At 58.0% G+C, this 12,004-nt stretch carries 12 protein-coding genes; 4 read left to right on the plus strand and 8 right to left on the minus strand.

The annotated features are described in order from the left end of the window. Position 1 precedes the first annotated feature (1 nt). The 7 genes from BUB53_RS19870 to BUB53_RS19900 are packed head-to-tail and all read right to left on the minus strand — an operon-like array spanning position 2 to position 6,970. Positions 2-2,386: a xanthine dehydrogenase family protein molybdopterin-binding subunit gene (locus BUB53_RS19870; protein ID WP_073037440.1), complete on the minus strand. Its 2,385-nt coding sequence runs from the start codon at positions 2,384-2,386 to the stop codon at positions 2-4. After that, a complete protein-coding gene (locus BUB53_RS19875) occupies positions 2,379-3,140 on the minus strand; it encodes an N-acyl homoserine lactonase family protein (RefSeq protein ID WP_073037442.1) in 762 nt (253 codons plus the stop codon). The genes BUB53_RS19870 and BUB53_RS19875 overlap by 8 nt, the downstream gene beginning before the upstream one ends. Continuing rightward, positions 3,137-3,619, minus strand: a complete 483-nt coding sequence (locus BUB53_RS19880; protein WP_073037443.1) for a (2Fe-2S)-binding protein — start codon at positions 3,617-3,619, stop codon at positions 3,137-3,139. Before BUB53_RS19880 ends, BUB53_RS19875 begins: the two co-directional genes overlap by 4 nt. Next, positions 3,616-4,476: an FAD binding domain-containing protein gene (locus BUB53_RS19885; RefSeq protein WP_073037444.1), complete on the minus strand. Its 861-nt coding sequence runs from the start codon at positions 4,474-4,476 to the stop codon at positions 3,616-3,618. The genes BUB53_RS19880 and BUB53_RS19885 overlap by 4 nt, the downstream gene beginning before the upstream one ends. Position 4,477: 1 nt before the next feature. Continuing rightward, a complete protein-coding gene (locus tag BUB53_RS19890; RefSeq protein ID WP_073037447.1) occupies positions 4,478-5,245 on the minus strand; it encodes an enoyl-CoA hydratase-related protein in 768 nt (255 codons plus the stop codon). Then, positions 5,242-5,703, minus strand: coding sequence for a CoxG family protein (locus BUB53_RS19895; protein ID WP_073037450.1), 462 nt, complete (start codon positions 5,701-5,703; stop codon positions 5,242-5,244). Before BUB53_RS19895 ends, BUB53_RS19890 begins: the two co-directional genes overlap by 4 nt. Before the next feature lie 58 nt (positions 5,704-5,761). Continuing rightward, complete coding sequence (locus tag BUB53_RS19900; RefSeq protein WP_073037453.1) at positions 5,762-6,970, minus strand: ABC transporter substrate-binding protein; 1,209 nt, start codon at positions 6,968-6,970, stop codon at positions 5,762-5,764. A 228-nt stretch (positions 6,971-7,198) separates the two neighbouring features. Here BUB53_RS19900 and BUB53_RS19905 point away from each other — a divergent pair, with 228 nt between their 5' ends. From BUB53_RS19905 to BUB53_RS19920, 4 genes are read left to right on the plus strand one after another with little or no spacing between them, the layout of a single operon-like run. After that, complete coding sequence (locus BUB53_RS19905; protein WP_073037455.1) at positions 7,199-7,957, plus strand: ABC transporter ATP-binding protein; 759 nt, start codon at positions 7,199-7,201, stop codon at positions 7,955-7,957. Further along, positions 7,950-8,654: an ABC transporter ATP-binding protein gene (locus tag BUB53_RS19910; protein ID WP_084729363.1), complete on the plus strand. Its 705-nt coding sequence runs from the start codon at positions 7,950-7,952 to the stop codon at positions 8,652-8,654. The genes BUB53_RS19905 and BUB53_RS19910 overlap by 8 nt, the downstream gene beginning before the upstream one ends. A gap of 13 nt (positions 8,655-8,667) precedes the next feature. After that, positions 8,668-9,555, plus strand: a complete 888-nt coding sequence (locus BUB53_RS19915) for a branched-chain amino acid ABC transporter permease (protein WP_073037464.1) — start codon at positions 8,668-8,670, stop codon at positions 9,553-9,555. Continuing rightward, positions 9,556-10,542: a branched-chain amino acid ABC transporter permease gene (locus tag BUB53_RS19920; RefSeq protein WP_073037467.1), complete on the plus strand. Its 987-nt coding sequence runs from the start codon at positions 9,556-9,558 to the stop codon at positions 10,540-10,542. It abuts the gene before it with no gap. A gap of 3 nt (positions 10,543-10,545) precedes the next feature. On the opposite strand, the gene BUB53_RS19925 is transcribed toward BUB53_RS19920, so the two are convergent. Continuing rightward, positions 10,546-11,520 carry a winged helix-turn-helix transcriptional regulator gene (locus tag BUB53_RS19925; protein WP_200797829.1) on the minus strand — a complete coding sequence of 325 codons (975 nt, stop codon included), beginning with the start codon at positions 11,518-11,520 and terminating at the stop codon, positions 10,546-10,548. Positions 11,521-12,004: the final 484 nt, after the last annotated feature.

The raw sequence follows: 12,004 nt of genomic DNA on the forward strand, positions 1-12,004 counted from the left end.
GTCAGTCCTTTCCTTGTTTTTCGGCTATCAGCCTGAACAGTTTGTTAGGTGTCATCGGGAGTTCCTGCACCTCGATCCCAAGATGCGCGACCGCATCGGATATCGCATTCGCGATAGCCGCCGGGGCACCGATTGTGCCCCCCTCTCCCATCCCCCTGAAACCACCGGGGTTTTCGGGAAGTTCGGTTTCAAGGTGATGCACATCCAGTGCCGGAACTTCGGCTGCGGTTGCGATCAGGTAATCCGCCAGGGTTGCAGACAACAATTGCCCTGTGTCGTCATAATGCAGCTCTTCCAGAAGCGCGGCGCCGATACCCTGCACAACACCGCCATGCACCTGCCCATCAACGACCAGCGGATTAATCATCCGTCCGCAATCCTCGGCGACGATGAACCGGGTCACCCGAATGGCCAACGTTTCCGAGTCGATCTCGACTTCGGCGACATGCGTGGCGGCAGTCGTCGTACCAAGGTATGGGTCGAAATTTTCCTGCGCCTCAAGTGGCTTGCGGGCCTCCATCGGGAGCGCCTTCATGTCGGAATATACAGCTTGAGCAAGCTCAGGAAACGTGATCCTGTGATTTGTTTCAGGCACAAATATCTCGCCATCGCCAGTCTCGACCGTGTCCGGGTCTACATCGAAAAGTGCCCCTGCCGCTTCCTTGACCCTTTTCAGCAAACTGCGGGTGGATACGATGGCCGCCCCACCGCCTATGACCGCAGAGCGGCTGGCGTAAGTCCCCGTCCCGTGGGGGGTCAGCGCCGTATCGCCTTGCTTGACCGTCACATCGGAAGGTCTGACGCCCAGTTCCTCGGCCACAATCTGCGCCAATGTCGTTTCAAGACTCTGCCCATGTGAAGCGGTTGCAAAGGTCGCGGTCACGGCCCCGGTTGCATCGACCCGAACCGAAGCGGTTTCGTTTCCGGTATTGATCGGCATGCCCGGTGCCACAGCGATCCGCGATCCGATCCCGGTAAGTTCGGCATAGGTCCCGAAACCGAGGCCCAGCCATTTACCCCTTTTTCGGGCCTCGGCCTGCCGCTTGCGGAAGTCTGCGACATCGACGGATGACGCGGCGTCCTCCAGACACTCCAGAAAACCCGACCGATCCCATCTGATGCCGGATCCGATCCGAAAGGGAAATTCCTCGGGCCCAACAAGGTTGCGCCGCCGAATCTCGTCCGCCTCAAGTCCCAGCGTGGCCGCCGCCATATCCACCAGCCGCTCCATTGCGAAAACCGCTGCCGGACGGCCAACGCCGCGATAAGGCCCGGTTGGCGGTTTCGGCGTGCAAACCCCGCGCACACGACCGCGATAATGCGGCGTACGGTAAGGCCCCGGCAGAAAGCTGACAACCTGCACGGGCTCCAGGGCAGCAGTCCACGGGACGATGGAATAGGCTCCGATATCGCCGATCACCTCGGCATCCAACGCAATGAAGGTTCCGTCCTTGTCGAAAGCGAGTGTCGCCTCGACGATTTCATCGAAGGCCTGACTTGTTGATGTCAGATCCTCAAGCCTGTCCGATACATATTTGACAGGCCGCTCCAAATCGCGGGCCAACATGGCGACAATAGCTTCCTCGGGATAGACTGATCCTTTGCCCCCGAAACTGCCGCCAACATCGGGTGAAACCACCTGAAACCTGTTGCCGGGAATGTTCAAAAGCCGGGCCAGTTCGTCACGAACGACGCCCGGCGTATTGCTCGATGTATGCAAGACCAGTTGGTCGCGTCCCGAATCGTATTGCGCGACATAGCTACGGGTTTCCATGGCCAGCGGCGCCTTGCGACGCATGCGAAATCTTGCTGAAACCTTGTGCTGTGCTTTTGCGATCTCTCCCGGAGCATCGCCTGTTTCGAAAACCCGCTCCAGCACCTTGTTTCCAGGCACGTTGTCATGCAACGCCACGGCATCCGGTTCCAGCGCCGCGACCGGATCGGCTGTTGCACCCAGTGGATCCAGATCAACCATGACCAATGCCGCGGCATCTTCTGCCAGATAGCGGTCCTGCGCCACGATCACCGCGACGGCCTCGCCAACGTAGCGGACAACATCCCGGGCGATCACCGGACAAACCGTTGCGTGATAGTCCTTCATCGCCGACGGAGCGCTGAGTTCGGGAAGCTCAGGGAAATCAGCGGCGGTGAAAACACCGATCACACCGGGCGCTGCCGCGGCATCATCAGTATCGACTGAAACAATCCGGGCATGTGCCTGATCGGATCGAACAAAAGCGACATGCACCATCCGGTCGGCCTTGATATCCGCCGAATAGAGCCCGCGACCAGTGAGCAACCGGGGATCTTCGAACCGCTCGACCTTCTTGCCGATGTATTTCGGTCGAACCGTCTGAGACTGATCTGCCGGGGGAGCATCAGTCATACGCGTCCTCCCCCATCTTAAGGCGCCGGACCTGCTCGTCGTCATGCCCACAGATAACCATTGCTCCTGCGGCCTCGAATTCGCGGATACGTGCATAGGACGCCAGCAGGGCCTCCGGGTCGCCGGCATTCTTCGGGATTTCGTCATTATCGAGATTCCTGCGAAGGCTGACCGCATCCGAAACACACAGCACCTTGCCTGTCTTTTCCAACTCGGCCAGCAGCCCTATCAATCCCGGCGTATGCCCCGGTAAGTGGACACAGATTAGACGACCGTCGCCCATCACGTCGTGGCCTTCGCCGACCGTTTTCATTGGCATCGAGTGATCCCATTCCCGGGGAAGATACCCCTGTGTCGGTGCATCGGGCGCCTTCGCTGCCGCCAGTTCGGCCTCGTGAACGACGAAACGGGCTTCGGTAAAGAATTCGTTGCATCCACAGTGATCCGGGTGGAAATGCGAATTGACGACCACGTCGATATCGCTCGGCTGAAGACCCATGGCGGACAGGCTGTCGACTACGTTTTGCGAATGCGCCCCAATAGGCGTCATCACGCCCGCAAGCTTACCCCATCGTGCCTCGGCATCTTCGGAAACCGAAGGATGACAACCGGTATCGAACAGGACATTACCCTCGGGATGCCGGAACAGGATGGCAATGACGGGCAGTTCGATGGTCTCGGTTTTGTCCGCATCAGGCACGTAAATCCGCCGCCGCATCTGCAAGCGTCCACCGTCAAGCACATGCATCTTCATGCCGTCACCCCATCTCTTTCATTCACCAGTTCCCGCACGGCCCGAACAATATGCTCGTACCCAGTGCATCGGCACAGATTGCCCGAAAGCGCATCACGAATATCGTCATCGGTACGCAACTCCTCGGTTTCGAGTATCTCGGACACCGTCATCAAAAAACCCGGCGTGCAGAAGCCGCATTGCAGGGCGTGATGCTTGCGAAATGCCTCCTGAATCCGATGCATCCGCCGCGGAGAGCCAAGCCCTTCGACCGTGGTCACTTCAGCCCCGTCAAGCTGCCCGGCAAACAGAAGGCAGGATCGCGCCGTCACGCCGTTCAACTTTATGGTGCAGGCTCCACAGACGCCGTGTTCACACCCGACATGTGTCCCCGTCAGGCCAAGTTTCTCTCGCAGGAAATCGCTGGCCAGCATGCGCGGCTCAGCACGGGTCGTCATTGTCTCTCCGTTCACCGTCAGGGTGATATCGATCGCGGTCATGTCTTGCCCTTCGCTCGCTCGGCTGCCCGGATCAGCACCCGCCGCGCCAGAACCGGCGCGAGAGACCGCCGATAACCGGCCGACGCATGCATGTCGTCATTTGGTTCGAGGTCCACGGCGCAGTCGGCCACGATGCCGGCGATATCGTCGAGAGTCGCACCGGTCAGAGCCACTTCGACCTCTGTCGCGCGCAGCGGCGTGTCCCCCAGCCCCCCCAAAGCCAGACGGGCCGATCCGATGCACGGACCATCCATGGCAACCACTGCCCCGCAAGCGACAACTGCGAAATCCCCCGCACGTTGCGACACCTCGTCAAATGCCATCCCCGCCCCGTCCGGCAGGGAAGGCAAAACGACGCCCGTCAACAGTTCGTCTTCCTCAAGGTCCGTCATCAACGGGGAAAAAAAGAACTCCTCTGTGCCGCATGTCCTGACACCGGACTTGCCTGTAATCTCGATCGCTCCATCGAGAAGACTGACGAGAAGGGGCCATTCGGCGCTGGGGTCGGCATGACTCAGCGATCCGCCGATAGTACCTCGGTTGCGAATGGCCACATGTGCGACATGCCGCATCGCCTCGCCAATGATCGGGAAGGCTGTGCCCAGCATCGTGTCCCGCGCCGCCTGCGCATGCCGCACCAAGGCCCCGATGCGAACACCGCCATCTACGGCAGTCACCTGTCCGAGGTCTGCGATACCGTTGATATCGACCAGCCGCTCGGGCTGCACGAGACGAAAGTTCATCATCGGTACAAGACTCTGGCCACCCGCGATGATCTTGGCATCCTCATGATCGAGCGCGGCAATGGCTTCGTCCACAGTTCCAGGACGAAGGTATTCGAAAGACGCCGGCTTCATGTCAGCGCCCCTCGAATTTGGGATCGCGTTTCTCCGCGAAGGAAGTACGCCCCTCCGCGTAGTCGCGACTTGCCGCCGCAGCGTCGATCAACCCGTCGGCCACGTCGGCGTCGAAGGTACCGAGACTCAGACCGTTCAGAATGTACTTTGCCCCGCCCTGCGTCAGCGGCGCCATTCGGCGTAGATCGCGGGCATAAGCCAGCGCCTCTGCCATAGGATCCGCACAGACCCGGTCGACAAACCCGATCCTCAGTGCGTGTTCCGCCCCGAACCGTTGACCTGAATACAAGATACGCTTGGCTTCGGTCAGCCCGACCAGCGACAGCAATTTGCGCGTCGCCTGAACGCCGTAGACGATTGACAGCCGTGCGGCGGGAATACCGAATTTGGCTTCGGAATGAGCAAACCTGAAATCTGCCGACATCGCCAGATGGGCACCGCCCCCAAGGGTGTAACCGAGGTTCACGGCGATCACCGGCTTGGAGGCATGCGCGATTCCCGCACAACCGTAGTCGACCGCGACCTCGTAGTCCTTGGCTTTGGCCAGATCGTCGCGAACTGTGGCAAATTCTGCGATATCGGCCCCCGCCGAGAAATCCTCCCCCGCCCCGGTCAAAACGATCGAGCGCACACCCCGGTCATCCGAAAGCCGGGCAAACAGATCACCGAACTCGCGCCACATGGCGTAGGTCACCGAATTGCGCAGCGCCGGACGATTGATCGTCACCACAGCCACGCCATCGTCGATCTCGCATAGAATATCGCTCATGCGTCGGTTGCCTCATCATCCGCAACGGCGTCACGGAACTTGTCAAAGAACTGACGGGCCAACTTCTGCGCGGTGGCATCCAGTAACCGGGAGCCGATCTGCGCCAGTTTGCCTCCGACATCGGCACTGGCGGAATAATGCAAGACAGTCTCCTCCGGCCCGGCCTCTTCAAGGCGGACATGGGCCGATCCTTTGGCAAAGCCGGCAACCCCGCCTTTCCCCTCACCCGACAGAACATAGCTCTCAGGCGCATTGATCTCGCTCAACGTGACGTCGCCTGCAAAGCGCGCCTTTACCGGCCCGACCTTCAGGGTGACCTTGGCAGTCATATGATCCGGCGCATCCTGTGTCAGCTCTTCACATCCAGGGATGCATTGGCGCAGAATTTCGGGATCGTTGAGTGCGGCCCATGCAGTTTCACGACCGCAAGGCAAGATGACACTGTCTTCAAGTTTCATGACTTCACCGAGTATATTGCGCCAGCACCCGAAGGCGCTGGCGCGATTTCATTCTGGGTTACTTGACCAGTGGGCATTCACTTTCCGACAAAGGCCGGAAAGCCTGATCACCCGGAATGCTCTGCACCAGCTTGTACACATCCCACTCGCTGGTGGATTCCTCGGGGGTCTTCACCTGATACACATACATGTCATGCACCATTCGACCGTCTTCCCGAATTTTTCCGCCTTTGGCAAAAAAATCGTCGATCGGCATTTCGCGCATCTTGGCCATGACGGCCTGTGCTTCGGTGGTGCCAGCGGCTTCGACCGCTTTCAGGTAGTGCAGCGTCGAGGAATAATCGCCCGCATCCCCCATATGCGGCATGACCCCCATCTTTTCCCTGAACCGTTCGGCAAAGGCGCGACTTTCGTCGTCCTGATCCCAATAGAAAGCGTTGGTCAGGATCATCCCCTGCGCGGCCTCAAGCCCCAGTGCCTTCACATCGGTCAACCAGACCAACAAACCAGCAGTCAGTTTGCCGGTATCGGCCAACCCGAATTCGCGCGCGGATTTTACCGCGTTGATGAAGGTGGTGCCAGAGCCGGCAATGGCCACGACATCCGCCGGTGAAGCCTGAGCCTGCAACATGAACGCCGAATGGTCGGACGTTTCGATCGGATAACGAACGCTCCCAACAACTTCGCCACCCGCCTTTGCCACGATAGCAGATGCGTCAGCTTCGAGGGCGTGGCCGAATGCATAGTCGGCAGTCAGAAAGTACCAGCTTTTCTTGCCTTCGCCGACCAGTTCATTCGCCGTCCCGTTGGCGAGAGCATAAGTGTCATAGGCATAGTGAATCGAGTTCGGCGTGCAACCTGCACCCGACAGGCGGGACGACCCCGATCCGGTCACGATCGCGATGCCATTTTTGTCGGCAGCGATCTGCGCGACCGAGAGTGCGATACCTGAGTTGATCAGGTTGCCAATCAGAGTGACACCTTCGCTCTCGTACCATTCCTGAGCAGTCGCCGCGGCGATCTCGGGCTTGTTCTGATGGTCAGCGAAGATCACTTCGATCGGCTTCCCCAACACCTCACCACCAAAATCCTCGACCGCCATCTGGACTGCGGTAACAGCGCCCTTGCCGGACTCATGACTGAACTGACCGCTGATATCCGTCAGCACACCTATCTTGACCTGATCATCAGATGCCCACACGGGCGCGGCCGCTAAAATCCCAGCGGCAACCGATCCGACGAACCGAGACGTGATTCGTTTCTTCATTTGCTCCTCCCTTATGCTGCGTCGCAGCATTTTTAGTTGCTTTATCGAACTATTTAACTCGCCATACTTTGATACAAAGCAAGTTAAATGGCTATATTTTGATTCATTTCTTCCATTGTTTAAAATCATATACTTGCACTATTAGACTTAAAAGGGTAACGTCGTCAAGTTAAATGAGGAGAGTTCCCGTCGAACCCGGAACGTTTTGGCGAGAAACAGGGAGAGAGAATGGAGACCGAAAAGGCCATCCTGAAGACGCGCGGGCTAACGCGATCGTTTAGCGGGTTCGTTGCCGTCAATGATGTTAATTTCGCGGTGAAAGAAGGTTCGATCCACGCCCTGATCGGTCCAAACGGAGCCGGCAAAAGCACCCTGTTCAATCTGCTAACCCGGTTCTTGTCTCCGAGCTCCGGGCAGATTTTCTACGACGGATCGGAAATCACACACGCCAGTCCAGCGAATCTCGCGAGGCAGGGTCTGGTCAGGTCTTTCCAGATATCGTCCGTTTTCCCTCATCTGTCGGTACTGGAAAATGTCCGGATCGCTCTACAGTCTCGACATGGAGAAACCATGGACTTCTGGCTCTCCGACCGCCGCCTGAAGAAATACGACGATGAAGTCATGGCGCTTCTGGCGGACATTGGTCTGGAGACCTACGCAAAGCGCATTGCTGTCGAATTGCCGTATGGGCGCAAGCGGGCGCTGGAGTTGGCGACGACACTGGCTATGAACCCGCGCGTTATTCTTCTGGACGAACCGATGGCTGGCATGGGGCAGGAAGACATACAAAGGACCGCCGCGCTTATTCAAAAGGTTGCCAAGGGCCGAACCGTTCTGATGGTCGAGCATAATCTGTCCGTCGTCGCAGACATTTCCGACATGATCACCGTTCTGAGGCGCGGCGAGATCATCGCCGAAGGGACTTATGACATCGTATCCGCCAATCCCGAAGTCCGGCAGGCGTATATCGGAGGGAGCCATGACTGACCTGAGGCTCGACGTCGAAGACCTGCACAGCTGGTATGGCGAAAGCCACATCCTGCATGGCGCTTCGTTTCACGTGAACCGCGGCGAGGTCGTCACCCTTCTGGGGCGGAACGGCGCAGGCAAAACAACAATGATGCGGGCGCTCATGGGCGTCGTGCGTCAACGCAAGGGCAAGATTATTCTGGATGGGAACGATCTCCTGTCAACGCCACCGCACCGTGTTGCAAAACTCGGCCTGGGATATGTTCCGGAAGAGCGCGGCATCTTTTCATCGCTCAATGTGGCAGAAAATCTTGTCCTGCCTCCGGTCGTCAAACCCGGCGGGATGAGCATCTCCGACATCTACAAATTGTTCCCCAATCTGAAGGGACGAGATGGAACCATTGGCACGCGGCTGTCAGGTGGTGAACAACAGATGCTGGCCATCGCCCGCATACTTCGGACCGGCGCGGATTTCATCCTGCTCGACGAACCGACCGAGGGCCTTGCTCCGGTTATCGTCGATGACATCGCACATGCGCTCAAGACGCTAAAATCCATGGGTCTCACGATCATTCTGGTGGAGCAGAATACACGCTTCGCCACAGGCTGTGCCGACCGGCACTACGTAATGGAACAGGGCCGCATTGTCGACGAATTCAGCAACGACATGCTGGACGCGGACATGTCGAAGATCGACGCCTACCTCGGCGTCTGAAAGGGAGGAAGAAATGCCGGAACTCTTCGGCGTACCCGTGGTCGTTTTGCTCGGGCAGATCATGCTCGGGCTGATTAACGGATCGTTTTATGCGGTGCTGAGCCTTGGGCTCGCCATCATTTTCGGAATGCTCAACGTCATCAATTTCGCGCATGGCGCACTCTACATGATGGGAGCCTTCATTACGTGGATTCTGCTATCGACGGTTGGTATCAACTATTGGGCCGCGCTGATCGTTGCCCCGCTTGTCGTTGGACTGTTCGGCGTTGTGGTCGAAAGACTGGCATTGCGGCATCTCTACAAGGTCGACCATCTCTATTCGCTGCTTTTCACCTTTGGCCTGGCTCTCGCTCTCGAAGGGTTGTTTCGCTACATCTATGGCTCGGCCGGGAAACCCTACCCGGTGCCAGAGCAATTGACTGGCGTGTTCAAACTGGGGTTCATGATCCTGCCCATCTACCGCGCTTGGGTCATTATTGCCGCGCTCCTGGTCTGTCTCCTGGTTTGGCTGGTGATCGAAAAGACACGCCTTGGTGCCTGGCTGCGCGCGGCAACCGAAAACCCGTCTCTCGTGACAGCCTTCGGCATCAACGTCCCGTTGATGGTGACCCTGACTTATGGCTTTTGCGTGGGGCTCGCCGGGTTTGCCGGCGTGCTGGCGGCGCCGATCTATCAGGTATCGCCCGGCATGGGGTCCAGCCTGATCATAGTGGTCTTCGCGGTTGTAGTGATCGGCGGGCTCGGTTCTGTCGGCGGATCGATCCTGACCGGGCTCTCGCTTGGCGTCATCGAAGGGTTGACCAAAACCTTCTATCCCTCTGCATCGACCATCGTGATCTTCGTGGTCATGGCGATCGTTCTCATCATCCGGCCGGCGGGCCTTTTCGGACGGGAGGCGTAGATGACCACCCTTTTACACAAAACCCTGTCATTCGCGAACAACCGCGCAGTCCGTTGGCTTGCCCTTCTGGTCCTTGCCACCGCGCTGCTGGTCGCGCCCTTCACCGTCTACCCGCTGTTCTTGATGAACGTCTTTTGCTTCGTGCTGTTTGCCTCGGCTCTGAATCTCGTACTGGGTTACGCTGGTCTGCTTTCGCTTGGCCACGCGGCGTTCTTCGGCGGAGCGGCCTATGTGACAGCCCACACCGCCAAGGCGTGGGACTGGCCATTCGAAATCGCTGTTCTGGCAGGAATGTGCTTTGCCGCTATCCTGGGCCTCTTCATGGGCCTGATCGGAATCAAGCGCTATGGTATATATTTCGCCATGATCACTCTGGCGCTGGCCCAGATGATCTATTTCCTCGCCGTCCAGATGCCCTTTACGAACGGCGAAGACGGGATTCAGGCGATCCCGCGCGGTACATTACTCGGCCTAATAGATTTGAGTGACATTCGCGCGATGTATTTCGTCGTCCTTGGTTTTGTCATCCTCGGTATGCTGTTGATCTGGCGATGCATCCATTCGCCTTTCGGACATATCCTAGCGGCTATCCGCGAGAACGAACCGCGCGCTGTGTCGCTTGGACTTGACGTTGCCCGCTATAAACTGATCGCCTTCGTTCTTTCTGCCACATTGTCCGGACTGGCCGGCTCTCTCAAAGTGCTGTCGTTCCAGTTGGCTGCCCTGAACAACGTCTCCTGGCACCTGTCCGGAGAAGTCGTCCTGATGACGCTGATCGGTGGGCTGGGGACTTTCGTCGGCCCGATCATCGGATCGACCTTCGTCGTGGCGCTCGAACATTTCCTCGCCACCAGCGGCCTGCCCGTCTCGCTCGTCATAGGCATAATCTTCATGGCCTGCGTCATGCTTTTTCGGCGCGGTGTCTGGGGAGAAACCAAGGCCCGGATTGCCGCAATGATTGAGAAACCAGACTCTGACCGGCACTGAAGATCAGGGCACGCTCAAATCATAACGAAGGAAGTAATCCGTTTCATTCGCCTTGAGCGGTTCCTTGCATTCGCTGCACACGACCTGCGGGGTGAAATCGTTCCCGCAGGTTCGATGCCGAAGCCGAAGGGGGGCAGCATCCGGATTGAGCCAACGATCACCCCAGGCCATCATCACGATCATTGGCTTGTATAGCGCACGCCCCATATCCGTGAACCTGTACTCGCAGCGCCGTGAGCCAGAGCCGTATGGCACCCGATCAAAGACACCGGCATCGACCAGCCGCGCCAGACGGTCGGCAAGCACATTGCTCGCAATCCCTAGCTTTTCGCGCATTTCGTCATATCGACGAACACCAAAATAGGCCTCGCGCAAAACCAGGAAGCTCCACTTGTCGCCGATGATCTGAAGGGATCGCGCCACCGAACAGGGCCGGACACGTTCCAGTACCTTGGGGTCGGAACTGCGCCTGGTACGCGGACGTTCCGACACAGGAGAGTATCCGGCACCAGGACCGTCCCGGAAATGAACGGTATGGGTTTCGACCGGCTCAAGACACTCCGAACAAACGGTCATCGGGTGCATTTCAGCACCGCAAGTCGTGTGGATCATCTGAAGCGGCGGTTTTGCATCTCCGCTCAACCAGCGGTCCCCGAACTCCATCAGAGAAAGCATGATCTGGAACAGGTCCTTGCCACGTTCGGTGAAAAAGTATTGTCGGCCCGCCTCACCTTCTTTTTTCCCAACGACAAGGATTTCGTTCTCGATCAGCGCATTCAGCCGGTTCGTCAAGGTCTGACGCGGAATGCCGAGACGCTGTTGAAAACGATCGAACCGGCGAATACCAAAAAATGCCTCCCGGATGATCAGAAACGACCAACTGTCGATCACAAGTTCTACGGTGCCACGGACCGAGCAATTTCGCTCGAGTTCGCGAGGCCGCGAAAACTCTTGTTGCACATGATTGGAAACGCTCACGATTTACTTGTGCCCTTTCGCAGTTTCCGCCGAACCCCGGGCGGGTCATTGATCGTCACTGCCAAACCGTGACCCTCTGTTAATATGTGACTTGCCGGTATCAGAGCAACCCATCTGGCGGTGTCAGAGCGATCTGACTTGAGGCCGCTTACCCGCTGCCCGACCCCGCCCTCACGGGGCACTGTCATTTGTGGACGGCTCCTGTTTGCAAGGGATTTCTTGAACGGGCATTGTCAGATTAAACTGATTTGCTAGAGTTTCGGGCAGGAATTTCAGCGGCCTTATTGCCTCGGCGCTTAGTGATAATCAAGCGAACAAGGGATTTGTGCCGAAGCAATAAAGCTCCGGACAGGAAAGATTGATCAAGCGGTTTGTTCTGACAGTGCCAGTTGCAGTGCGTCACCTGCCGCAAAGTGCAGCGGGATAAACGCCTCGCCCGAACCGGCACCAGCCCGCTTCCGATCGCGGACAAAGCGCTGAACCG

Source organism: Roseovarius pacificus (assembly GCF_900142665.1).
In the GTDB taxonomy this organism is placed as follows: domain Bacteria; phylum Pseudomonadota; class Alphaproteobacteria; order Rhodobacterales; family Rhodobacteraceae; genus Roseovarius; species Roseovarius pacificus.

What these genes read in the sequence shown, in the direction of transcription:
- BUB53_RS19870 (WP_073037440.1), bottom strand. Translation starts at nt 2,386, where the DNA reads ATGACTGATGCTCCCCCGGCAGATCAGTCTCAGACGGTTCGACCGAAA.
- BUB53_RS19875 (WP_073037442.1), bottom strand. Translation starts at nt 3,140, where the DNA reads ATGAAGATGCATGTGCTTGACGGTGGACGCTTGCAGATGCGGCGGCGG.
- BUB53_RS19880 (WP_073037443.1), bottom strand. Translation starts at nt 3,619, where the DNA reads ATGACCGCGATCGATATCACCCTGACGGTGAACGGAGAGACAATGACG.
- BUB53_RS19885 (WP_073037444.1), bottom strand. Translation starts at nt 4,476, where the DNA reads ATGAAGCCGGCGTCTTTCGAATACCTTCGTCCTGGAACTGTGGACGAA.
- BUB53_RS19890 (WP_073037447.1), bottom strand. Translation starts at nt 5,245, where the DNA reads ATGAGCGATATTCTATGCGAGATCGACGATGGCGTGGCTGTGGTGACG.
- BUB53_RS19895 (WP_073037450.1), bottom strand. Translation starts at nt 5,703, where the DNA reads ATGAAACTTGAAGACAGTGTCATCTTGCCTTGCGGTCGTGAAACTGCA.
- BUB53_RS19900 (WP_073037453.1), bottom strand. Translation starts at nt 6,970, where the DNA reads ATGAAGAAACGAATCACGTCTCGGTTCGTCGGATCGGTTGCCGCTGGG.
- BUB53_RS19905 (WP_073037455.1), top strand. Translation starts at nt 7,199, where the DNA reads ATGGAGACCGAAAAGGCCATCCTGAAGACGCGCGGGCTAACGCGATCG.
- BUB53_RS19910 (WP_084729363.1), top strand. Translation starts at nt 7,950, where the DNA reads ATGACTGACCTGAGGCTCGACGTCGAAGACCTGCACAGCTGGTATGGC.
- BUB53_RS19915 (WP_073037464.1), top strand. Translation starts at nt 8,668, where the DNA reads ATGCCGGAACTCTTCGGCGTACCCGTGGTCGTTTTGCTCGGGCAGATC.
- BUB53_RS19920 (WP_073037467.1), top strand. Translation starts at nt 9,556, where the DNA reads ATGACCACCCTTTTACACAAAACCCTGTCATTCGCGAACAACCGCGCA.